Annotated in this window: 23 protein-coding genes; 19 read left to right on the forward strand and 4 right to left on the reverse strand. The window is 52.2% G+C overall.

Annotated elements, in window-relative coordinates:
• Window positions 1–4: 4 nt before the first annotated feature.
• The 9 genes from flgD to flgL all read left to right on the forward strand — a co-directional run bounded on the left by flgD (window position 5) and on the right by flgL (window position 9,109).
• Window positions 5–700 (forward strand): flagellar hook assembly protein FlgD, encoded by a 696-nt coding sequence (flgD, locus tag D9736_RS10520; protein ID WP_064528545.1) that lies wholly within the window; start codon window positions 5–7, stop codon window positions 698–700.
• A gap of 24 nt (window positions 701–724) precedes the next feature.
• The gene (gene flgE / locus D9736_RS10525; RefSeq protein ID WP_130258291.1) at window positions 725–1,930 is read left to right on the forward strand and encodes a flagellar hook protein FlgE; all 1,206 of its coding nucleotides are present in this window, start codon (window positions 725–727) and stop codon (window positions 1,928–1,930) included.
• Window positions 1,931–1,949: 19 nt separating this feature from the next.
• Entirely contained in the window at window positions 1,950–2,705 is a 756-nt protein-coding gene (gene flgF / locus D9736_RS10530) for a flagellar basal-body rod protein FlgF (protein WP_130258292.1), read from the forward strand.
• 158 nt (window positions 2,706–2,863) lie between these two features.
• Window positions 2,864–3,646, forward strand: a complete 783-nt coding sequence (gene flgG / locus D9736_RS10535) for a flagellar basal-body rod protein FlgG (protein WP_000625837.1) — start codon at window positions 2,864–2,866, stop codon at window positions 3,644–3,646.
• Window positions 3,647–3,689: 43 nt separating this feature from the next.
• Entirely contained in the window at window positions 3,690–4,385 is a 696-nt protein-coding gene (gene flgH, locus D9736_RS10540; RefSeq protein ID WP_130222889.1) for a flagellar basal body L-ring protein FlgH, read from the forward strand.
• Window positions 4,386–4,396: 11 nt separating this feature from the next.
• The gene (flgI, locus tag D9736_RS10545; protein ID WP_130258293.1) at window positions 4,397–5,494 is read left to right on the forward strand and encodes a flagellar basal body P-ring protein FlgI; all 1,098 of its coding nucleotides are present in this window, start codon (window positions 4,397–4,399) and stop codon (window positions 5,492–5,494) included.
• Window positions 5,494–6,435 carry a flagellar assembly peptidoglycan hydrolase FlgJ gene (gene flgJ / locus D9736_RS10550; RefSeq protein ID WP_130258294.1) on the forward strand — a complete coding sequence of 314 codons (942 nt, stop codon included), beginning with the start codon at window positions 5,494–5,496 and terminating at the stop codon, window positions 6,433–6,435. The genes flgI and flgJ overlap by 1 nt, the downstream gene beginning before the upstream one ends.
• A 65-nt stretch (window positions 6,436–6,500) precedes the next feature.
• On the forward strand, window positions 6,501–8,144 hold the full coding sequence (gene flgK, locus D9736_RS10555; RefSeq protein ID WP_130258295.1) for a flagellar hook-associated protein FlgK: 1,644 nt from the start codon (window positions 6,501–6,503) through the stop codon (window positions 8,142–8,144).
• An 11-nt stretch (window positions 8,145–8,155) separates the two neighbouring features.
• The gene (gene flgL, locus D9736_RS10560) at window positions 8,156–9,109 is read left to right on the forward strand and encodes a flagellar hook-associated protein FlgL (RefSeq protein ID WP_130215892.1); all 954 of its coding nucleotides are present in this window, start codon (window positions 8,156–8,158) and stop codon (window positions 9,107–9,109) included.
• 98 nt (window positions 9,110–9,207) lie between these two features.
• Here flgL and D9736_RS10565 read toward each other — a convergent pair whose 3' ends face one another.
• From D9736_RS10565 to rne, 3 genes are all read right to left on the reverse strand, one after another.
• On the reverse strand, window positions 9,208–9,699 hold the full coding sequence (locus D9736_RS10565; protein ID WP_130205533.1) for a GNAT family N-acetyltransferase: 492 nt from the start codon (window positions 9,697–9,699) through the stop codon (window positions 9,208–9,210).
• On the reverse strand, window positions 9,696–9,989 hold the full coding sequence (locus tag D9736_RS10570; RefSeq protein WP_130258296.1) for a DUF1778 domain-containing protein: 294 nt from the start codon (window positions 9,987–9,989) through the stop codon (window positions 9,696–9,698). Before D9736_RS10570 ends, D9736_RS10565 begins: the two co-directional genes overlap by 4 nt.
• A 134-nt stretch (window positions 9,990–10,123) precedes the next feature.
• The gene (rne, locus tag D9736_RS10575; protein ID WP_130258297.1) at window positions 10,124–13,309 is read right to left on the reverse strand and encodes a ribonuclease E; all 3,186 of its coding nucleotides are present in this window, start codon (window positions 13,307–13,309) and stop codon (window positions 10,124–10,126) included.
• A gap of 572 nt (window positions 13,310–13,881) precedes the next feature.
• Between rne and rluC the strand changes: the two genes are divergently transcribed.
• Complete coding sequence (gene rluC / locus D9736_RS10585) at window positions 13,882–14,841, forward strand: 23S rRNA pseudouridine(955/2504/2580) synthase RluC (RefSeq protein WP_130258298.1); 960 nt, start codon at window positions 13,882–13,884, stop codon at window positions 14,839–14,841.
• A 111-nt stretch (window positions 14,842–14,952) separates the two neighbouring features.
• On the opposite strand, the gene yceF is transcribed toward rluC, so the two are convergent.
• The gene (gene yceF / locus D9736_RS10590) at window positions 14,953–15,537 is read right to left on the reverse strand and encodes a 7-methyl-GTP pyrophosphatase (RefSeq protein WP_064528833.1); all 585 of its coding nucleotides are present in this window, start codon (window positions 15,535–15,537) and stop codon (window positions 14,953–14,955) included.
• 198 nt (window positions 15,538–15,735) lie between these two features.
• Here yceF and yceD point away from each other — a divergent pair, with 198 nt between their 5' ends.
• The 9 genes from yceD to pabC all read left to right on the forward strand — a co-directional run bounded on the left by yceD (window position 15,736) and on the right by pabC (window position 23,053).
• A complete protein-coding gene (yceD, locus tag D9736_RS10595) occupies window positions 15,736–16,257 on the forward strand; it encodes a 23S rRNA accumulation protein YceD (RefSeq protein WP_001174481.1) in 522 nt (173 codons plus the stop codon).
• Window positions 16,258–16,308: 51 nt separating this feature from the next.
• Complete coding sequence (gene rpmF / locus D9736_RS10600) at window positions 16,309–16,482, forward strand: 50S ribosomal protein L32 (protein WP_000290727.1); 174 nt, start codon at window positions 16,309–16,311, stop codon at window positions 16,480–16,482.
• An 80-nt stretch (window positions 16,483–16,562) separates the two neighbouring features.
• Window positions 16,563–17,633 carry a phosphate acyltransferase PlsX gene (plsX, locus tag D9736_RS10605; RefSeq protein WP_074399521.1) on the forward strand — a complete coding sequence of 357 codons (1,071 nt, stop codon included), beginning with the start codon at window positions 16,563–16,565 and terminating at the stop codon, window positions 17,631–17,633.
• 67 nt (window positions 17,634–17,700) lie between these two features.
• On the forward strand, window positions 17,701–18,654 hold the full coding sequence (gene fabH, locus D9736_RS10610) for a beta-ketoacyl-ACP synthase III (RefSeq protein WP_130205541.1): 954 nt from the start codon (window positions 17,701–17,703) through the stop codon (window positions 18,652–18,654).
• A gap of 15 nt (window positions 18,655–18,669) precedes the next feature.
• Window positions 18,670–19,599 (forward strand): ACP S-malonyltransferase, encoded by a 930-nt coding sequence (fabD, locus tag D9736_RS10615; RefSeq protein ID WP_130215900.1) that lies wholly within the window; start codon window positions 18,670–18,672, stop codon window positions 19,597–19,599.
• A gap of 12 nt (window positions 19,600–19,611) precedes the next feature.
• Complete coding sequence (fabG, locus tag D9736_RS10620; RefSeq protein WP_001008542.1) at window positions 19,612–20,346, forward strand: 3-oxoacyl-ACP reductase FabG; 735 nt, start codon at window positions 19,612–19,614, stop codon at window positions 20,344–20,346.
• A gap of 210 nt (window positions 20,347–20,556) precedes the next feature.
• Entirely contained in the window at window positions 20,557–20,793 is a 237-nt protein-coding gene (gene acpP / locus D9736_RS10625) for an acyl carrier protein (RefSeq protein ID WP_000103754.1), read from the forward strand.
• Window positions 20,794–20,882: 89 nt separating this feature from the next.
• Window positions 20,883–22,124, forward strand: a complete 1,242-nt coding sequence (gene fabF / locus D9736_RS10630) for a beta-ketoacyl-ACP synthase II (RefSeq protein ID WP_130205545.1) — start codon at window positions 20,883–20,885, stop codon at window positions 22,122–22,124.
• 119 nt (window positions 22,125–22,243) lie between these two features.
• A complete protein-coding gene (gene pabC / locus D9736_RS10635) occupies window positions 22,244–23,053 on the forward strand; it encodes an aminodeoxychorismate lyase (protein WP_130215902.1) in 810 nt (269 codons plus the stop codon).
• The last annotated feature ends 2 nt before the right edge of the window (window positions 23,054–23,055 follow it).

Here is a 23,055-nt window from a genome sequence, read left to right on the forward strand (position 1 = left end):
AGTCATGTCCATTGCGGTAACCACCACCGATCCGACAAATACCGGCGTCAGCACTACCAGCAGTAGTTCGATTACGGGCAGTAACGCCGCCGATTTACAGAGCAGCTTTCTGACTTTGCTGGTGGCGCAACTGAAAAACCAGGATCCGACCAATCCAATGGAAAACAACGAGCTGACGTCACAACTGGCGCAAATCAGCACGGTCAGCGGGATTGAAAAGCTCAACACCACACTCGGTTCGATTTCCGGGCAGATTGATAACAGCCAGTCACTACAGGCCAGCAACCTGATTGGTCACGGCGTGATGATCCCCGGCACCACCATTCTTGCCGGTACTGGCAGTGAAGAAGGGGCGGTGACCACCACCACGCCGTTTGGTGTTGAGCTGCAACAGGCTGCAGATAAAGTAACCGCAACCATAACCGATAAAAATGGCGCAGTTGTGCGCACCATTGATATTGGTGAGCTCAGCGCCGGAGTCCACAGTTTCACCTGGGACGGCACGTTGACTGATGGTACGACCGCGCCGAACGGTTCTTATAACGTGGCAATTAGTGCCAGCAACGGCGGTACGCAGTTGGTTGCCCAGCCATTGCAGTTTGCGCTGGTACAGGGCGTGATTCGCGGCAATAACGGTAACACGCTGGATCTCGGCACTTACGGCACCACCACCCTCGACGAAGTACGGCAGATAATTTAAGCCTTCACATTTCAGGAGTCAGTCATGGCCTTTTCTCAAGCGGTTAGCGGATTAAACGCTGCCGCCACCAATCTCGATGTCATTGGCAACAATATCGCCAACTCCGCCACCTATGGCTTTAAATCCGGCACGGCTTCTTTTGCTGATATGTTTGCTGGTTCGAAAGTGGGACTGGGAGTAAAAGTTGCAGGCATCACTCAGGATTTTACCGATGGCACTACCACAAATACTGGTCGTGGGCTGGACGTTGCTATCAGCCAGAACGGTTTTTTCCGTCTGGTAGACAGTAACGGTTCGGTGTTTTACAGCCGTAACGGACAATTCAAACTGGATGAAAACCGTAACCTTGTGAATATGCAAGGTTTACAGTTGACCGGGTATCCGGCAACTGGTACGCCTCCGACCATCCAGCAAGGGGCGAATCCGGGCAATATTTCGATTCCAAATACCTTGATGGCGGCGAAGACCACGACCACGGCGTCCATGCAGATTAACCTTAACTCCAGTGATACGCTTCCTACCGTTACGCCATTCAGCGCCAGTGATGCCGATAGCTATAACAAAAAAGGTTCGGTAACGGTGTATGACAGTCAGGGTAATGCCCATGACATGAGCGTCTACTTTGTGAAGACGCAAGATAATACCTGGGATGTCTACACCCAGGATAGTAGTGCTCCAAACAGCATTGCAACGATAGCGACAACACTGGAATTTGATGCCAATGGTCTTCTGACGTCGGATCCAACAAAGGATATTACCACTGGCGCGATTAACGGCGCGGATCCTGCGACATTCTCCCTCAGCTTTCTCAACTCTATGCAGCAAAACACCGGCGCTAACAATATTGTGGCAACCACCCAGAACGGTTACAAACCGGGCGATCTGGTGAGTTATCAAATCAACGATGACGGCACGGTAGTCGGGAACTATTCGAACGAACAAACCCAATTGCTGGGGCAGATTGTGCTGGCCAACTTTGCCAACAACGAAGGGCTGGCATCAGAGGGGGACAACGTCTGGTCTGCAACGCAATCTTCTGGTGTCGCGCTGCTGGGAACCGCCGGGACTGGCAATTTTGGCGCACTGACCAACGGCGCCCTGGAAGCGTCCAACGTCGATCTCAGCAAAGAACTGGTCAATATGATTGTCGCCCAGCGTAACTATCAGTCTAACGCCCAGACCATCAAAACTCAGGACCAGATCCTCAACACGCTGGTTAACTTACGCTAATTGCTGACGGGATAGCTCGATGGATCACGCAATCTATACCGCGATGGGCGCCGCCAGCCAGACGCTGAATCAACAGGCGGTGACCGCCAGCAATCTGGCGAATGCCTCCACGCCCGGTTTTCGCGCGCAGTTAAACGCCTTGCGCGCGGTGCCGGTGGAAGGGCTTTCTCTGCCCACACGCACTCTGGTGACGGCATCTACGCCAGGTGCAGATATGACGTCCGGCAAGATGGATTACACCTCGCGCCCCCTGGATGTTGCGTTGCAGCAGGATGGCTGGCTGGCCGTGCAGACCGCTGACGGCAGCGAAGGGTATACGCGTAATGGCAGCATTCAGGTTGATCCAGGTGGACAACTGACGATTCAGGGGTATCCGGTGATTGGCGAGGCGGGGCCGATTGCCGTGCCGGAAGGGGCGGAAATTACTATCGCCGCCGATGGCACCATTTCGGCGCTCAATCCGGGCGATCCGGCAAATACCGTTGCGCCAGTAGGACGATTGAAACTGGTGAAAGCCATGGGCAGTGAAGTGCAGCGTGGTGATGACGGGATCTTTCGTTTGAGTGCGGAAAGTCAGGCCGCGCGTGGTCCGGTGTTACAGGCTGACCCGACGTTACGGGTGATGTCGGGCGTGCTGGAAGGTAGCAACGTCAATGCCGTTTCGGCAATGAGCGACATGATTGCCAGTGCGCGGCGTTTTGAAATGCAGATGAAGGTAATAAGCAGCGTCGATGATAACGCTGGTCGCGCCAACCAACTGCTGTCGATGAGTTAATTGAAAGGATACATGACAAACATAAGTTGCCCGACGGGCCTGCGGGATGATTCGCAATTTATTGATTTTGCGAGCTCTTGTAGGCCGGATAAGGCGTTTACGCCGCATCCGGCAAGAAGACATATGCGATTTGTCAGCAATCCACTACAGGACATTTTATGATCAGTTCATTATGGATCGCCAAAACGGGCCTTGACGCCCAGCAAACCAATATGGACGTCATTGCCAACAACCTGGCAAACGTCAGTACCAATGGTTTCAAGCGCCAGCGGGCGGTGTTTGAAGATTTACTTTATCAAACTATTCGCCAGCCTGGCGCACAGTCTTCCGAACAAACTACCTTGCCATCCGGGTTACAAATCGGTACGGGGGTGCGTCCGGTCGCCACTGAACGCTTACACAGCCAGGGCAACCTGTCGCAAACCAATAACAGCAAAGATGTGGCGATTAAAGGACAGGGCTTTTTCCAGGTCATGCTGCCGGATGGCTCATCAGCCTATACCCGCGACGGCTCTTTTCAGGTGGATCAGAACGGGCAACTGGTGACGGCGGGCGGTTTTCAGGTGCAGCCAGCAATCACCATTCCGGCGAATGCGTTAAGCATTACCATTGGCCGTGATGGCGTGGTCAGCGTTACCCAGCAAGGCCAGGCTGCTCCGGTTCAGGTTGGACAACTCAATCTGACCACGTTTATGAACGACACTGGCCTGGAGAGCATTGGCGAAAACCTCTACACCGAAACACAATCCTCCGGCGCACCGAACGAAAGCACGCCAGGTCTGAACGGCGCTGGGCTGTTGTATCAAGGATATGTTGAAACGTCTAACGTCAACGTGGCGGAGGAACTGGTCAACATGATTCAGGTACAGCGCGCCTACGAAATCAACAGTAAAGCGGTATCCACCACCGACCAGATGCTGCAAAAACTGACGCAACTCTAAAGCATACCGGTAGGGCAACTTACCGGTTTATTGATTTTTGAAGATGATAGCCATGCGAAAAAAATACGGCATTTCCACCTTGTTGGTGCTTTCACTGACCGGCTGCGCCTGGATCCCGTCTACCCCGCTGGTGCAGGGGGTGACCACGGCACAACCTGTACCCGGCCCGACGCCCGTCGCCAATGGTTCCATTTTTCAGTCTGCCCAGCCGATTAATTATGGCTATCAGCCGTTATTTGAAGATCGCCGACCACGCAATATCGGCGATACGCTGACTATTGTGTTGCAGGAAAACGTCAGCGCCAGCAAGAGTTCGTCTGCTAATGCCAGCCGCGACGGAAAAACCAACTTCGGGTTTGATACTGTGCCGCGCTATTTGCAGGGGCTGTTTGGTAATGCCCGTGCCGACGTCGATGCCTCTGGCGGTAATAGCTTCAATGGTAAAGGCGGGGCAAATGCCAGCAATACCTTTAGCGGTACCTTGACCGTGACGGTTGATCAGGTGCTGGTCAACGGCAACCTGCATGTGGTGGGCGAAAAACAGATAGCCATTAATCAGGGTACGGAATTTATTCGTTTCTCCGGCGTGGTCAATCCACGCACCATCAGTGGCAGCAACACTGTACCGTCAACCCAGGTGGCAGACGCGCGCATTGAGTACGTTGGCAATGGCTACATTAACGAAGCACAAAACATGGGCTGGTTACAGCGTTTCTTCCTTAACCTGTCGCCAATGTAAGTGAGGCTGTGGTGATTAAATTTCTCTCTGTATTCATTCTTCTGCTGGTAGCGACCGTTGCACAGGCTGACCGCATCCGCGATCTCACCAGCGTACAGGGCGTACGACAAAACTCGCTGATTGGTTATGGTCTTGTTGTTGGCCTTGACGGTACGGGCGATCAGACGACCCAGACACCGTTTACCACTCAAACGCTTAATAACATGCTCTCACAGTTGGGAATTACCGTTCCGACAGGCACCAATATGCAGCTAAAAAACGTCGCTGCGGTAATGGTGACGGCGTCACTTCCGCCGTTTGGACGCCAGGGGCAAACCATCGATGTGGTGGTTTCTTCCATGGGTAATGCCAAAAGCTTGCGTGGCGGTACGTTGTTGATGACACCGCTTAAGGGCGTCGACAGCCAGGTTTATGCGCTGGCGCAGGGCAATATTCTGGTCGGAGGCGCGGGGGCATCAGCGGGAGGCAGCAGTGTTCAGGTTAACCAACTGAATGGCGGGCGGATCACCAACGGTGCGATTATTGAGCGCGAATTGCCCAGCCAATTCGGCGCTGGCAATACCCTCAATTTGCAGCTAAATGACGAAGACTTCGCGATGGCGCAGCAGATCGCCGATACCATCAACCGCACCCGAGGATTCGGCAGTGCCACGGCGTTAGATGCGCGGACTATTCAGGTTCGCGTGCCGAACGGTAATAGTTCCCAGGTGCGTTTCCTTGCCGATATCCAGAATATGCAGGTCAATGTCACCCCGCAGGACGCCAAAGTAGTGATTAACTCGCGCACCGGTTCGGTGGTGATGAATCGTGAAGTGACCCTCGACAGCTGCGCGGTGGCGCAGGGCAATCTCTCGGTTACGGTAAATCGTCAGGCCAATGTCAGCCAACCAGATACGCCGTTTGGTGGCGGGCAGACCGTGGTAACGCCACAAACACAGATCGACTTACGCCAGAGCGGCGGTTCGCTGCAAAGCGTGCGTTCCAGCGCCAGCCTCAATAACGTGGTGCGCGCGCTCAACGCCTTGGGAGCCACCCCGATGGATTTAATGTCCATACTGCAATCTATGCAAAGCGCGGGATGTCTGCGGGCAAAACTGGAAATCATCTGATGATTAGCGACAGCAAACTGCTGGCGAGCGCCGCCTGGGATGCACAATCACTTAACGATCTGAAAGCGAAAGCGGGCGAAGATCCAGCAGCAAATATTCGCCCGGTAGCTCGCCAGGTGGAAGGGATGTTTGTGCAGATGATGCTAAAAAGTATGCGTGAAGCCTTACCGAAAGATGGCCTGTTCAGCAGCGAGAATACCCGGCTCTACACCAGCATGTATGACCAGCAGATAGCCCAACAGATGACAGCAGGCAAAGGTCTGGGACTTGCGGAGATGATGGTAAAACAGATGACGCCAGAGCAGCCATTATCAGCAGAAGAAATGCCTGCCGGACCGATGAAATTCCCACTTGAAACAGTGATGAGTTTTCAAAATAAAGCGCTCAAGCAGATGGTGCAAAAAGCTTTACCGCACAATTTCGATGCTTTGTTGCCTGGTGACAGCAAAGCGTTCCTTGCACAGCTCTCGCACCCAGCTCAATTGGCAAGTCAGCAAAGCGGTGTGCCACATCACCTGATTCTCGCCCAGGCTGCACTGGAATCAGGATGGGGACAACGACAAATTCGTCGCGAAAATGGCGAGCCGAGCTACAACGTGTTTGGCGTAAAAGCGTCAGGTAACTGGAAAGGGCCAGTTACTGAAATCACTACTACCGAATATGAAAACGGCGAAGCGAAGAAAGTAAAGGCGAAGTTTCGTGTTTACAGTTCTTATTTCGAAGCATTGTCAGATTACGTTGGGCTGTTAACCCGTAATCCACGCTACGCCGCCGTGACTCGCGCTGCCAGCGCCGAGTTGGGGGCGCAGGCATTACAGGACGCGGGCTATGCTACCGATCCTGAGTATGCCCGCAAACTCACCAATATGATTCAGCAATTGAAATCGGTAAGCGACAAGGTGAGCAAAACCTACAGTATGAGTATCGATAATCTGTTCTGAATAATTCAAGTCCGGCGGGTGTCTGCCGATAATGCTCTGTAATTGAAGGCTTACAAGGAACCTCCATGTCCAGCTTGATTAATAACGCCATGAGCGGACTTAACGCTGCCCAGGCGGCGTTAAATACGGCGAGTAATAATATTTCCAGCTATAACGTTGCCGGATATACCCGACAAACCACCATTATGGCGCAGGCTAACAGTACGTTAGGTGCGGGCGGTTGGGGAGGCAATGGCGTCTATGTTTCTGGCGTGCAGCGTGAATACGATGCGTTTATTACCAATCAGTTACGTGCGGCTCAGACCCAGAGTAGCGGCCTGACTTCCCGTTATGAGCAAATGTCGAAAATCGACAATATGCTCTCTGGCAGCACCACGTCGCTGGCAACGCAAATGCAGGACTTCTTTACCAGTTTGCAAACGCTGGTCAGTAACGCAGAAGATCCGGCTGCGCGGCAGGCGCTGATTGGCAAGGCGGAAGGTCTGGTAAATCAGTTTAAAACCACCGACCAGTATCTGCGCGACCAGGACAAACAGGTCAATATCGCGATAGGTGCCAGCGTCGACCAGATCAATAATTATGCCAAACAAATCGCCAGCCTGAACGATCAGATCTCCCGTTTAACAGGCGTGGGAGCAGGGGCTTCACCCAACGATCTCCTTGATCAACGCGATCAACTGGTGAGTGAATTAAACCAGATCGTTGGTGTTGAGGTCAGCGTTCAGGATGGCGGTACTTACAATATCACCATGGCCAATGGGTATTCGCTGGTTCAGGGCAGTTCGGCACGTCAGCTTGCAGCAGTCCCATCCAGCGCCGATCCTTCTCGTACGACAGTCGCTTATGTTGATGGGACGGCGGAACATATCGAGATCCCGGAGAAATTGCTGAATACGGGGTCGCTGGGCGGCATTCTGACATTTCGTTCTCAGGATCTTGATCAGACGCGCAATACGCTCGGGCAACTGGCGCTGGCATTTGCCGAGGCTTTCAATGCCCAACATAACAAGGGGTATGATGCCAATGGTAAAGAAGGGGGGGATTTCTTTGCTATTGGTAAGCCCGCTGTTCTGGAAAATAGCAAAAACAAAGGTAGCTCCGCGATCGGTGCTACGGTGACCGATAGTTCCGCTGTGCTGGCGACAGATTACAAAATCACGTTCCAAGATAATCAGTGGCAGGTCACCCGTCTGGCCAGCAATACCACTTTTACGGTGGTGCCTGATGCCGACGGTAAAGTCTCATTTGATGGTCTGGAACTGACCTTCACCGGAACGCCAAAACCAAACGACAGCTTCACGTTGAAACCGGTAAGCGATGCCATCGTCAATATGGATGTACTAATCACTGACGAAGCGAAAATCGCCATGGCCAGCGACGAAACTGCCGGTGAAAGCGACAACCGCAATGGTCAGGCGCTGCTGGATTTGCAAACTAATGGCAAAACGGTCGGCGGGGGGAAATCCTTTAACGATGCCTATGCCTCGTTGGTTAGCGATATCGGGAATAAAACCGCCACGTTGAAAACCAGCAGCACTACTCAAAGTAATGTGGTGACGCAACTTTCTAATCAGCAGCAGTCTATCTCTGGCGTCAATCTCGACGAAGAGTACGGCAATCTGCAACGTTTTCAGCAGTATTACCTGGCCAATGCACAGGTTCTGCAGACGGCGAATGCCATTTTTGATGCGCTGATTAACATTCGCTAAGGGGAGATAAGATGCGTTTCAGTACCCAGATGATGTACCAGCAAAATATGCGTGGTATCACCAATTCTCAGGCGGAATGGATGAAGTACGGCGAACAGATGTCGACGGGTAAGCGAGTCGTTAACCCTTCTGACGATCCCATTGCAGCATCACAAGCCGTAGTTCTCTCCCAGGCGCAGGCGCAAAACAGCCAGTACACACTGGCGCGGACTTTTGCAACCCAAAAGGTGTCGCTGGAAGAAAGCGTGCTTGGCCAGGTGACGACGGCAATCCAGAATGCCCAGGAAAAAATTGTTTATGCCAGCAACGGCACGTTAAGTGATGATGACCGGGCATCGTTGGCAACGGATATTCAGGGGATCCGCGACCAGTTGTTAAATCTGGCGAATACCACGGATGGGAACGGGCGCTACATTTTTGCCGGTTATAAAACAGAATCCGCGCCGTTTAGTGAGGCTGACGGTGATTATGTCGGCGGAACAGAAAGTATTAAGCAGCAGGTCGATGCCTCTCGCTCAATGGTGATAGGGCATACCGGTGACAAAATTTTCAACAGCATCACCAGCAACGCGGTAGCGGAACCTGACGGTAGCGATTCTGAAACTAACCTGTTTGCTATGCTGGATAGCGCCATCGCGGCGCTAAAAACGCCAGTCGCAGATAGCGAAGCGGATAAAGAAACCGCCGCTGCGGCATTGGATAAAACCAACCGTGGCCTGAAAAACTCACTGAATAATGTCCTGACCGTACGTGCTGAACTCGGCACGCAACTGAATGAACTGGAGTCGCTGGATTCATTAGGTAGCGATCGCGCTTTAGGGCAAACGCAGCAGATGAGTGATCTGGTTGATGTGGACTGGAATGCAACTATTTCCTCTTACATCATGCAGCAAACGGCATTGCAGGCGTCGTACAAAGCGTTTACAGATATGCAAGGATTGTCGCTTTTCCAGCTCAACAAATAAGCTCGTATTTAAGCATATCTTGAAACTGGGTATGTTTTGTCTGCCTGCTCTGGGATCGCCGGGGCGGGCATTTTTTTGCTATGAGGCATAAAGAACGATTACAGACATGCCTGCAAATCAGCCAATGTTGCCATCAGTATCATAGAATCGACAGGTGACGGCTCAAAACCCACTCGCAGATAAAACTCGCGGGCCTGGTCTGATAACGCATGGACCAACATTCCGCGAATACCAATGACTTCAGCTGCCTGTAGTACTCGTAGACCGGCATCTCTGACCATCGCGCGACCGATACCCTGACCCTGTAATGATTTATCTATTGCCAAACGACCAAGTACTACAACAGGGATCGGTTCTGGCATATTACGGCGAAATCGTCCTGTTGCGACATGCATTTCGACGGCGCTTGAGGCAAGCGAATAATAAGCCAAAACGTTGCTATGAGTATCGCAGCCAACAAATGTACGTGATGCACCTGCAAGCTGATTTTTTAGGGCCCTCTGCTTTAGCCAGTTATCCATCGTTTCTACCCCCGAGCAAAAAGAGGTGAATTGATGCTTTGCCTGGAGTGGTTCGGGGGCCTGAATCATTTTTTCTGTTCCCACGGCGCGGGTGTTTGCATGGTTTTGCGTAATGCAGAATTGGGCGCGGGTGGCTGATCCAGCCGATTCAAAAATAGCTGATAATCATCAGAATCCATCCTGAAAATTCGCTGCTCAATGAGCGCCTCTTCAGCTGCGGCTCTGGCGGCCTCAAGGACAAATTCGGTGCGATTTTTTCCTCGGGCTTTAGCGGCCCGGTCGATAAGATCGCGATCTGCGGGTTTTATGCGCAGATTTAAAGATTCGCGCCTGGCTGGAATGTTGTTGGCGGCTGGCATAAAAAAATCCTTCAGCTTTATATGGATAATAATCATACAACATATGTAACGCTAATGTCATTACAGCAAAGGCACTGCCCCTGAAATAAAAAAGCCCTGGCGGTTGCCAGGGCTTGATCACTTTGAGTTAAGTTTTACTCAACAGGTTGCGGACGCGCAGGGCCAGCAGATGCATGATGTGTTGCTGCATGACCACCTGCGGCACCTTTACCTTCAAAGGCAAAGCTTGGGCGCTGCCAGTCACTGTGACGCGGTGCTTCCGGAACATATTCCGGTGCCGGAGCGCGTGTCATCGGCGCGGTAGCGTGGTTATGTTCAACGATTACCTCGGATACAACAGGAGCTACCGTTTCAACTTCAGCTGCGACTTCAGCGACGACCGGGGCGGCAGGTTGAGCGACAACTTCAGGTTCGGCAACTACAACCTCGGCAGTTTCGGCAACTTCTTCAATGTCTGCCGTCTCTTCCTGCGGTTCAATTACCGGTTCTGCGTGCTCTGCAACGTCCTGCGCTACGGCAACATCGGCCTCGGCAATCACCTGAGGCTGTTCTGTTACCGCTGCGGCAATCACTTCAGGATGCGTTGTTTCAACAACTTCTGGTTGCGGTTCTGCAACCTGAACAGGTGTTTCTACAACTTCAGCCACCTCTTCAACAACCGGCGCAGCAACAACTGGTTCGACGGCGGCAGCAACAGGGACTTCTGTCACCATCGGCTGCACCTGCACTTCTTCCTGTTCGCGTTGCTCCTCAACCTGTACATCTTGCGGACGTACAATTGGATGGCGGATCCAGACTTTGCCAGAGGCCAGTTCCGGAGACGCGCACGCTACGGTCAACGGCATTGGCGACTGGGTTGGATAACGCTCATCACGATAGCGACGACGACGCTGACCACTCACGCGCAGGTGACGAGGCGAACGGCGAGAACGACGTGGCATGCCACCGTTGTCACGGTTATCGGCGTTGTTCTCTTCTTGCTGTTCCGGCGCAGTTTGCGCTACGACTGGCAGCGGTACTTTCACCAGTTCAGTGCTCGGGGCTTGTGCTTCCTGAGTAACAGGCTCGGCAGCGACAGTTTCTTCAACCACAGGTGCGGCTACCACTTCTTCTGCAACGCTTTGTTCATAGCGCACTTTCTGATTCAGCTGACGTTGTTTACGACGCGGCTGAACCGGACGTACACGTTCTTCCTGTTCGGTTTCCTGAACAGATTGCTCTTCAACATTCAGCGCCTTCACTTCTTGTTGCGCCTGACGTTTATCATCGTTACGGCGGCGGCTACGTTCACGACGCGGCGCTTGCTGTTCGTCAGTGGTACGCGCTTTTTCCGTTACATCAGCCTGCTGACGGCTCTCACGCGTCTCAGCCGTTTGCTGCTGCGCCTGGCGACGATTACGACGGTTCTCTTCGCGATTATCGCTACCCTCCGTACGTTCGCTACGCGTGTCGCGGCGTTCATTACGGTCACGGCGGTTGTTCTGACGAGGCTTACGGCGATCCTGTTGGCGTTCCGGTTTCGCTTCCTCTTTTGGTGCAGGTTGCTCGACCGATTTGCTTTCTTCACCGCCACTGAACAGCGATTTCAGTACACTGAAAAGGCGACTCAACAGACCCGGTTGTGCCGGAGCTGCTGGCGTTGCTGGTGCCGCTTTAGGTGCCGGGGCTGCTGCAGGCGCTACAGGTTCAGCCGGAGCTGGCGCTGGTGGCACATCCGGCATTGCAAAGGTTGCCAGTGCAGGTTGTTCCGGGCGCTTACGTTCAGCAAACTCTTCTTCAGACGGCAACGCCATCGCTTCTTCATGCAGTTTTGGCAGCATGTAGCTTAAGGTCGGCGTTTCTTCCCCTTTACGTACGCGCAGCACGTGGTAGTGCGGGGTTTCCATCTGATCGTTAGGTACAATCACACAACGCACGCCGTCCTGACGCGTTTCAATAGCATTTACCGCAGAACGTTTTTCGTTCAGCAGGTAAGAAGCGATTGGCACAGGAACAATGGCGTGGACTTCCTGGGTGTTCTCTTTCAGCGCTTCTTCTTCAATCAGACGCAGAATAGAGAGCGACAGGGATTCATTGTCACGCACGGTGCCAGTACCGGAACAACGCGGACAAACGTGATGACTGGATTCACCCAGCGACGGGCTCAGGCGCTGACGGGACATCTCCAGAAGGCCGAAGCGAGAAATATGGCTGATTTGAATACGAGCACGGTCCTGACGCACCGCTTCGCGCAGACGGTTTTCTACCGCACGCTGGTGGCGTACTGGCGTCATGTCGATGAAGTCGATAACAATCAGACCACCGAGGTCACGCAAACGCAGCTGACGAGCAATTTCATCAGCAGCTTCCAGGTTGGTGTTAAACGCAGTTTCTTCGATATCGCCGCCGCGAGTTGCACGTGCGGAGTTGATATCGATGGCGGTTAACGCTTCGGTGCTGTCGATAACAATGGAGCCACCAGACGGCAGACGGACTTCACGCTGGAAGGCGGACTCAATCTGGGATTCAATCTGGTAGTGGCTGAACAGCGGAATTTCACCGGTGTACAGTTTGATTTTGCTACTGAAATCCGGGCGACCTAATGCAGCGATATGCTGACGCGCCAGTTCGAGCACTTTCGGATTATCGATAAGAATTTCGCCGATGTCCTGGCGTAAGTAATCGCGGAATGCGCGAACGATTACGTTGCTCTCCTGGTGAATCAGGAACGGAGCAGGGCGACTTTCAGCGGCTTTTTTGATCGCTTCCCAGTGTTTCAGACGGAAGCTTAAATCCCATTGTAGCGCCTCGGCAGATTTGCCGACGCCTGCGGTACGCACGATAAGCCCCATGCCTTCCGGCAGTTCCAGGCTTGCCAGTGCTTCTTTTAATTCGGTACGGTCGTCGCCTTCAATACGGCGAGAAATGCCACCCGCGCGCGGGTTGTTTGGCATCAGAACCAGATAGCTACCCGCCAGGCTGATAAAGGTGGTCAGCGCAGCCCCTTTGTTGCCGCGCTCTTCTTTATCAATCTGAACAATAACTTCCTGGCCTTCACGCAACACATCTTTAATGTTGGGGCGACCATGAGCACTGTAGTTAGCTGGGAAATATTCGCGGGCAATTTCTTTAAGAGGGAGGAAACCGTGACGTTCAGCGCCGTAATCAACAAAAGCAGCTTCCAGACTCGGTTCAATGCGGGTGATTTTACCTTTGTAGATGTTAGCCTTTTTCTGCTCATGCCCCGGGCTTTCGATATCCAGGTCATACAGACGCTGCCCATCTACAAGGGCAACGCGCAACTCTTCCTGCTGAGTTGCGTTAATTAACATTCTTTTCATCGTAACTTACTCATTATTCTTACATTGACGACTAAGCTGCGGGCAAAGTAACGCCTTGCCGGGTGTGAACCGATGGCCTCGTGTCTAGTCGCGTCGCCAACCTCACGGTTATCGTCAGCTCAAAGAGGCGCAGAGTGTCGGTTGCCCGTTTTTCATGCGGAAAAACAGCGCAATTATCAGAGAAACAGACTGGGTATTACTCTCCAGAAATATTTCCATCTACCGGTAAGGACTGCAACCCGCAGCCCGCTAACTGCCTGAAAGATCAATACGTCTTACGCCATTGCTGCGTTGATGATCGGTCGGGCAAAATGGGTTATTCCGTAAAATTTCTTGTTTTAACAAGGTTGGACACGGAAACGTTCTCATTATTCCATTGCAAGCCTTGTTATAGCAAGATGACTTTTACCATTTATCACCCACTTACTCACAGTTTTTTCACTTCTTGCTGGCGATTGGTTTAATAACCACCAATTAGGTGATCACCCTGCGAAGTAATAAGGTGCAAAACTAAATATAAGCATAGAAAAATGAGTGGCGCGAATCCTGCTGGCTATTTAGAATCGCCCACCATGAAAACAGAGACTCCATCCGTAAAAATCGTTGCTATCACTGCTGACGAAGCAGGGCAACGTATCGATAATTTTTTGCGTACCCAACTGAAAGGCGTACCAAAAAGTATGATCTACCGTATTTTGCGTAAAGGTGAAGTACGGGTGAACAAAAAACGTATTAAACCTGAATATAAACTCGAAGCTGGCGACGAAGTGCGTATTCCGCCAGTTCGCGTTGCCGAACGGGAAGAAGATGCGGTGTCGCCACATCTGCAAAAAGTGGCGGCGCTGGCGGATGTCATCTTATATGAAGATGATCATATTCTGGTGCTGAATAAACCGTCCGGCACGGCGGTACATGGCGGCAGTGGTTTAAGTTTCGGCGTTATTGAAGGTTTGCGGGCGTTGCGCCCTGAAGCGCGGTTCCTCGAACTGGTGCATCGACTCGACAGAGACACTTCAGGCGTGCTGCTGGTGGCGAAAAAACGCTCGGCGTTACGTTCGCTGCATGAGCAGTTACGTGAAAAAGGCATGCAGAAAGATTACCTGGCGCTGGTGCGCGGCCAGTGGCAGTCACACGTGAAGAGTGTACAAGCGCCGTTATTGAAGAATATTTTGCAAAGCGGTGAGCGTATTGTGCGTGTGAGTCAGGAAGGTAAACCATCCGAAACGCGTTTTAAAGTGGAGGAACGCTATGCGTTTGCCACCCTGGTGCGTTGTAGCCCGGTTACCGGACGTACTCATCAGATCCGTGTGCATACTCAGTATGCCGGTCATCCGATAGCGTTTGACGATCGTTACGGCGACCGTGAATTCGATAAACAACTAACTGAATCGGGAACGGGGTTAAATCGTTTGTTCCTGCATGCGGCGGCGTTGAAGTTTACGCATCCGGGGACCGGTGAGGTGATGCGTATCGAAGCGCCAATGGATGATGGTTTGAAGCGTTGTTTGCAGAAACTGCGTAACACGCGTTAATGCGAGCATATAAACCTGGTAGTCGGCGGTAGGCCTGATAAAGCGTTTACGCCGCATCCGGCAATTGGTGCTGACTGCCTGATGCGGCGTAAACGCGTCCGGCCCATAAAATTATCCCATCAGCGGGTTTTGCCCTTCCCGGCGCAACATCTGACAGAGCGCGATAAGCGGCAAACCAACCAGCGTGTTAGGGTCGCGCCCCTCTAAGCGCTCAAACAGCGTAATACCAAACCCTTCACTCTTAAAGCTGCCTGCGCAGTGCAGGGGATGTTCTTTACGCACGTAATTATCAATCTCCGCCTCGCTCAGGTGACGGAAATGGACGTCAAAAGGTTCAACTTCTGTTTGCAGATGCCCATTCGCCGAATTAAACAGCGCCAGCCCGGTATAGAAGGTGACAATATTGCCACTGGCTTTACGTAATTGCAGACGGGCATTTTCTTCCGTTAACGGTTTGCCAGTGATTTCACCGTCCAGTACACACACCTGATCAGAACCAATAATTAAATGATCCGGATAACGTGACGCCAGGGATTGCGCTTTTTCCTGCGCCAGTCGAAGCACCAACTGGCGCGGTGATTCATCGCTGCGCGGGGTTTCGTCGACCTCCGGCGCGGCACATTCGAAAGAGATTTGCAGTTTTTCCAGTAGGACGCGGCGCCAGGGCGATGTGGAGGCTAAAATAAGTTTAGGCATATTTTTTTCCATCAGATATAGCGTATTGATGATAGCCATTTTAAACTATGCGCTTCGTTTTGCAGGTTGATGTTCGTTGTCAGCACTGAACGAAAATAAAGCAGTAACCCGCAATGTGTGCGAATTATTGGCAAAAGGCAACCACAGGCTGCCTTTTTCTTTGACTCTATGACGTTACAAAGTTAATATGCGCGCCCTATGCAAAAGGTAAAATTACCCCTGACTCTCGATCCGGTTCGTACGGCTCAAAAACGCCTTGATTACCAGGGTATTTATACTCCTGATCAGGTTGAGCGCGTCGCCGAATCTGTGGTCAGTGTGGACAGTGATGTGGAATGCTCCATGTCGTTCGCTATCGATAACCAACGTCTCGCGGTGTTAAACGGCGATGCGAAGGTGACGGTAACGCTCGAGTGTCAGCGTTGCGGGAAGCCGTTTACTCATCAGGTCTACACAACGTATTGTTTTAGTCCTGTGCGTTCAGACGAACAGGCTGAAGCACTGCCGGAAGCGTATGAACCGATTGAGGTTAACGAATTCGGTGAAATCGATCTGCTTGCAATGGTTGAAGATGAAATCATCCTCGCCTTGCCGGTAGTTCCGGTGCATGATTCTGAACACTGTGAAGTGTCCGAAGCGGACATGGTCTTTGGTGAACTGCCTGAAGAAGCGCAAAAGCCAAACCCATTTGCCGTATTAGCCAGCTTAAAGCGTAAGTAATTGGTGCTCCCCGTTGGATCGGGGATAAACCGTAATTGAGGAGTAAGGTCCATGGCCGTACAACAGAATAAACCAACCCGTTCCAAACGTGGCATGCGTCGTTCCCATGACGCGCTGACCGCAGTCACCAGCCTGTCTGTAGACAAAACTTCTGGTGAAAAACACCTGCGTCACCACATCACTGCCGACGGTTACTACCGCGGCCGCAAGGTCATCGCTAAGTAATCACGCGTCTGCGTGATGAAGCTTAGTGAGGATTTTCCCCAGGCAACTGGGGAAAGACCAAACCGGGCGGCGACGATACCTTGACACGTCTAACCCTGGCGTTAGATGTCATGGGAGGGGATTTCGGTCCTTCCGTGACAGTGCCTGCAGCTTTGCAGGCACTGAATTCTAATTCGCAACTCACTCTTCTTTTAGTCGGTAATCCCGACGCCATCACGCCATTACTTGCTAAAGCTGACTTTGAACAACGTTCGCGTCTGCAGATTATCCCTGCGCAGTCAGTTATCGCCAGTGATGCCCGGCCTTCGCAAGCTATTCGCGCCAGTCGCGGTAGCTCAATGCGCGTGGCGCTGGAGCTGGTTAAAGAAGGTAGAGCACAAGCCTGCGTCAGCGCTGGTAATACCGGAGCGTTGATGGGACTGGCAAAATTATTACTCAAGCCCCTTGAGGGGATTGAGCGTCCTGCGTTGGTGACGGTGCTGCCGCATCAGCAAAAGGGCAAAACGGTGGTCCTTGATTTAGGGGCCAACGTCGATTGTGATAGCACGATGTTGGTGCAATTCGCCATTATGGGCTCTGTTTTGGCTGAAGAGGTGGTGGAAATTCCCAACCCTCGCGTGGCGTTGCTCAATATTGGTGAAGAAGAAGTGAAGGGTCTTGACAGCATTCAGGATGCCTCAGCTGTGCTGAAAACAATCCCTTCTATCAATTACATCGGCTATCTTGAAGCCAATGAGTTATTAACTGGCAAGACAGATGTGCTGGTCTGTGACGGCTTTACAGGAAATGTCACATTAAAGACGATGGAAGGTGTTGTCAGGATGTTCCTTTCTCTGCTGAAATCTCAGGGTGAAGGAAAAAAACGGTCGTGGTGGCTACTGTTATTAAAGCGTTGGCTACAAAAGAGCCTGACGAGGCGATTCAGTCACCTCAACCCCGACCAGTATAACGGCGCCTGTCTGTTAGGATTGCGCGGCACGGTGATAAAAAGTCATGGTGCGGCCAATCAGCGAGCTTTTGCGGTCGCGATTGAACAGGCAGTGCAGGCGGTGCAGCGACAAGTTCCTCAGCGAATTGCCGCTCGCCTGAAATCTGTATACCCAGCTGGTTTTGAGCTGCTGGACGATGGCAAAAGCGGAACTCTGCGGTAGCAGGACGCTGCCAGCGAACTCGCAGTTTGCAAGTGACGGTATATAACCGAAAAGTGACTGAGCGTACATGTATACGAAGATTATTGGTACTGGCAGCTATCTGCCCGAACAAGTGCGGACAAACGCCGATCTGGAAAAAATGGTGGATACTTCTGACGAGTGGATTGTTACTCGTACCGGTATTCGCGAACGCCATATTGCTGCGCCAAATGAAACCGTTTCAACCATGGGTTTTGAAGCGGCAACGCGTGCAATTGAAATGGCAGGCATCGATAAAGACCAGATTGGCCTGATTGTTGTGGCAACGACTTCTGCCACCCACGCCTTCCCGAGCGCAGCATGTCAGATCCAAAGCATGCTGGGCATCAAAGGCTGCCCGGCGTTTGACGTTGCCGCAGCCTGCGCAGGTTTCACCTATGCATTGAGTGTGGCCGATCAATACGTGAAATCTGGTGCGGTGAAGTATGCTCTGGTCGTCGGTTCCGATGTACTGGCGCGCACCTGCGATCCCACAGATCGTGGGACCATTATCATTTTTGGCGATGGCGCGGGCGCTGCGGTGTTGGCTGCCTCTGAAGAGCCGGGAATCATCTCTACCCATCTGCATGCCGACGGTAGTTATGGTGAATTGCTGACGCTGCCAAACGCCGACCGCGTGAATCCAGAGAATTCAATTCATCTGACCATGGCGGGCAACGAAGTCTTCAAAGTTGCGGTAACGGAGCTGGCGCACATCGTTGATGAGACGCTGGAAGCAAATAATCTTGACCGTTCCCAACTGGACTGGCTGGTTCCACATCAGGCGAACCTGCGTATTATCAGCGCAACGGCGAAAAAACTCGGCATGTCAATGGACAATGTCGTCGTGACGCTGGACCGCCATGGTAATACCTCTGCCGCTTCTGTACCGTGCGCGCTGGATGAAGCCGTACGCGACGGGCGTATTAAGCCGGGGCAGTTGGTTCTGCTTGAAGCCTTTGGCGGTGGATTCACCTGGGGCTCCGCGCTGGTTCGTTTCTAGGATAAGGATTTAAACATGACGCAATTTGCATTTGTGTTCCCTGGTCAGGGTTCTCAAACCGTTGGCATGCTGGCTGATATGGCGGCGAGCTATCCAATTGTCGAAGAAACCTTTGCTGAAGCTTCTGCGGCGCTGGGCTATGACCTGTGGGCGCTGACCCAGCAGGGGCCAGCCGAAGAACTGAATAAAACCTGGCAAACTCAGCCAGCACTGTTAACTGCCTCTGTTGCACTGTACCGTGTATGGCAGCAGCAGGGCGGTAAAGCACCGGCGATGATGGCCGGTCACAGCCTGGGTGAATACTCCGCGCTGGTTTGCGCTGGTGTGATTGATTTTGCTGATGCGGTACGTCTGGTTGAGATGCGCGGCAAGTTCATGCAAGAAGCCGTACCGGAAGGAACTGGCGCAATGGCGGCAATCATCGGTCTGGATGATGCGTCTATTGCGAAAGCTTGTGAAGATGCAGCAGAAGGTCAGGTCGTTTCTCCGGTAAACTTCAACTCTCCAGGCCAGGTGGTTATTGCTGGTCACAAAGAAGCGGTTGAACGTGCTGGCGCTGCCTGTAAAGCTGCGGGCGCGAAACGTGCGCTGCCGTTGCCGGTGAGCGTACCTTCTCACTGTGCGCTGATGAAACCTGCTGCCGACAAACTGGCGGTTGAATTAGCGAAAATCACCTTTAACGCGCCGACCGTTCCGGTTGTGAATAACGTTGATGTCAAATGCGAAACCAATGGCGATGCCATTCGTGATGCACTGGTACGTCAGTTGTATAACCCGGTTCAATGGACAAAATCTGTTGAATACATGGCAGCGCAAGGCGTTGAGCATCTTTATGAAGTGGGGCCGGGCAAAGTGCTTACCGGCCTGACGAAACGTATTGTCGACACCCTGACCGCCTCGGCGCTGAACGAACCTTCAGCGATGGCAGCGGCGCTCGAGCTTTAAAAGAGGAACAACATGAATTTTGAAGGAAAAATCGCACTGGTAACCGGTGCTAGCCGCGGGATTGGCCGTGCAATCGCTGAAACGCTCGCGGCTCGTGGCGCGAAAGTTATCGGTACTGCGACCAGTGAAAGCGGCGCTCAGGCGATCAGTGATTATTTAGGCGCCAACGGTAAAGGTCTGATGTTGAATGTGACCGACCCGGCATCTATCGAATCTGTTCTGGAAAAAATTCGCGCAGAATTTGGTGAAGTCGATATCCTGGTCAATAATGCCGGTATCACTCGTGATAACCTGTTAATGCGAATGAAAGATGATGAGTGGAACGATATTATCGAAACCAACCTTTCATCTGTTTTCCGTCTGTCAAAAGCGGTAATGCGCGCTATGATGAAAAAGCGTCATGGTCGTATTATCACTATCGGTTCTGTGGTTGGTACCATGGGAAATGGCGGTCAGGCCAACTACGCTGCGGCGAAAGCGGGCTTGATCGGCTTCAGTAAATCACTGGCGCGCGAAGTTGCGTCACGCGGTATTACTGTAAACGTTGTTGCTCCGGGCTTTATTGAAACGGACATGACACGTGCGCTGAGCGATGACCAGCGTGCGGGTATCCTGGCGCAGGTTCCTGCGGGTCGCCTCGGCGGCGCACAGGAAATCGCCAACGCGGTTGCATTCCTGGCATCCGACGAAGCAGCTTACATCACGGGTGAAACTTTGCATGTGAACGGCGGGATGTACATGGTCTGACCGCGATTTGCACAAAATGCTCATGTTGCGCGCAGTCTGCGTGGTTATGAGTAATAATAAGTGCAAAATGATTTGCGTTGTTGGGGGGTATGGCCTCAAAATAACGCAAAATCGTGGTAAGACCTGCCGGGATTTAGTTGCAAATTTTTCAACATTTTATACACTACGAAAACCATCGCGAAAGCGAGTTTTGATAGGAAATTTAAGAGTATGAGCACTATCGAAGAACGCGTTAAGAAAATTATCGGCGAACAGCTGGGCGTTAAGCAGGAAGAAGTTACCAACAATGCTTCTTTCGTTGAAGACCTGGGCGCGGATTCTCTTGACACCGTTGAGCTGGTAATGGCTCTGGAAGAAGAGTTTGATACTGAGATTCCGGACGAAGAAGCTGAGAAAATCACCACCGTTCAGGCTGCCATTGATTACATCAACGGCCACCAGGCGTAAGTGAACATCTCCAGGCGGTCGTTCGACCGCCTGAGTTTTTTCTTTTTTGTCCCACTAGAATCATTTTTTTCCCTCCCTGGAGGACAAACGTGTCTAAGCGTCGTGTAGTTGTGACCGGACTGGGCATGTTGTCTCCTGTCGGCAATACCGTAGAGTCTACCTGGAAAGCTCTGCTTGCCGGTCAGAGTGGCATCAGCCTAATCGACCATTTCGATACTAGCGCCTATGCAACGAAATTTGCTGGCTTAGTAAAGGATTTTAACTGTGAGGACATTATCTCGCGCAAAGAACAGCGCAAGATGGATGCCTTCATTCAATATGGAATTGTCGCTGGCGTTCAGGCCATGCAGGATTCTGGCCTTGAAATAACGGAAGAGAACGCAACCCGCATTGGTGCCGCAATTGGCTCCGGGATTGGCGGCCTCGGACTGATCGAAGAAAACCACACATCTCTGATGAACGGTGGTCCGCGTAAGATCAGCCCATTCTTCGTTCCGTCAACGATTGTGAACATGGTGGCAGGTCACCTGACTATCATGTATGGCCTGCGTGGCCCAAGCATCTCTATCGCGACCGCCTGTACTTCTGGCGTGCACAACATCGGTCAAGCTGCGCGTATTATCGCGTATGGCGATGCTGACGTGATGGTTGCAGGTGGCGCAGAGAAAGCCAGTACGCCGCTGGGCGTTGGTGGTTTTGGCGCGGCACGTGCATTATCTACCCGCAATGATAACCCGCAAGCGGCTAGCCGTCCGTGGGATAAAGAGCGTGATGGTTTCGTACTGGGCGATGGCGCCGGTATGCTGGTACTTGAAGAGTACGAACACGCGAAAAAACGCGGTGCGAAAATTTACGCTGAACTCGTCGGCTTTGGTATGAGCAGCGATGCTTACCATATGACGTCGCCGCCGGAAAACGGCGCAGGCGCAGCACTGGCAATGGCAAATGCTCTGCGTGACGCAGGAATTGAGCCTGGCCAGATTGGCTACGTGAATGCGCACGGTACTTCTACGCCAGCTGGCGATAAAGCTGAAGCGCAGGCCGTGAAAACTATCTTCGGTGAAGCTGCAAGCCGTGTGCTGGTAAGCTCCACGAAATCCATGACCGGTCACCTGTTAGGTGCAGCAGGTGCAGTAGAGTCTATCTACTCCATCCTGGCGCTGCGCGATCAGGCTGTTCCGCCGACCATCAACCTGGATAACCCGGATGAAGGTTGCGATCTGGATTTTGTGCCGCATGAAGCGCGTCAGGTCAGCGGAATGGAATACACTCTGTGTAACTCCTTCGGCTTCGGTGGCACCAATGGTTCTTTGATCTTCAAAAAGATCTAAGTCGCCATTTCCCACCTACATAAAAGGTCCGCTTGCGGGCCTTTTTTCTTAGATTTTATTCAGACTTGTTCCGCAGTGAACATGCTGCCACACTTACAATCCTATTATAAGGAGCCGGTATGTTCTTAATTAACGGTCATAAACAGGATTCGCTGGCAGCAAGCGATCGGGCCATACAATTTGGCGATGGCTGTTTCACGACAGCCAGAATTATCGACGGTAAAGTCAGCTTATTATCCGCGCACATTACGCGACTACAGGAAGCCTGTCAGCGGTTAATGATCGTTTGTGACTTCTGGGTGCAGCTTGAGCACGAGATGGCGACTCTGGCGGCAGAGCAGCAGAATGGAGTGCTGAAAGTGGTGATCAGTCGTGGCAGTGGTGGGCGAGGTTACAGTACGTTAAACAGCGGACCGGCAACGCGCATGCTCTCAGTTACGGCTTACCCAACGCATTACGACCGCTTACGCAAAGAGGGAATGCTGCTGGCACTAAGCCCGGTACGCCTGGGACGCAATCCTCATCTTGCGGGAATTAAACATCTTAATCGTCTTGAGCAAGTGTTGATTCGCTCTCATCTTGAGCAGACAAACGCCGACGAGGCGCTGGTTCTTGACAGTGAAGGGTGGGTTACGGAATGCTGTGCAGCTAATTTGTTCTGGCGTAAAGGCAACGTGGTCTACACGCCGCGTCTGGATCAGGCTGGAGTTAACGGTATTATGCGACAATTCTGTATCCGTTTACTGGCACAATCCTCCTATCAGATTGCCGAAGTGCAAGCCTCGTTGGAAGACGTGATGCAGGCAGATGAAGTGATGGTTTGTAATGCGCTGATGCCAGTTATGCCTGTGCGTGCCTGTGATGATGTCTTCTTTTCGTCAACAACGCTATATGAATATTTAGCCCCACTTTGTGAGCACCCGAATTAGTC

It is taken from the genome of Escherichia sp. E10V10, from assembly GCF_004211985.1.
In the GTDB taxonomy this organism is placed as follows: domain Bacteria; phylum Pseudomonadota; class Gammaproteobacteria; order Enterobacterales; family Enterobacteriaceae; genus Escherichia.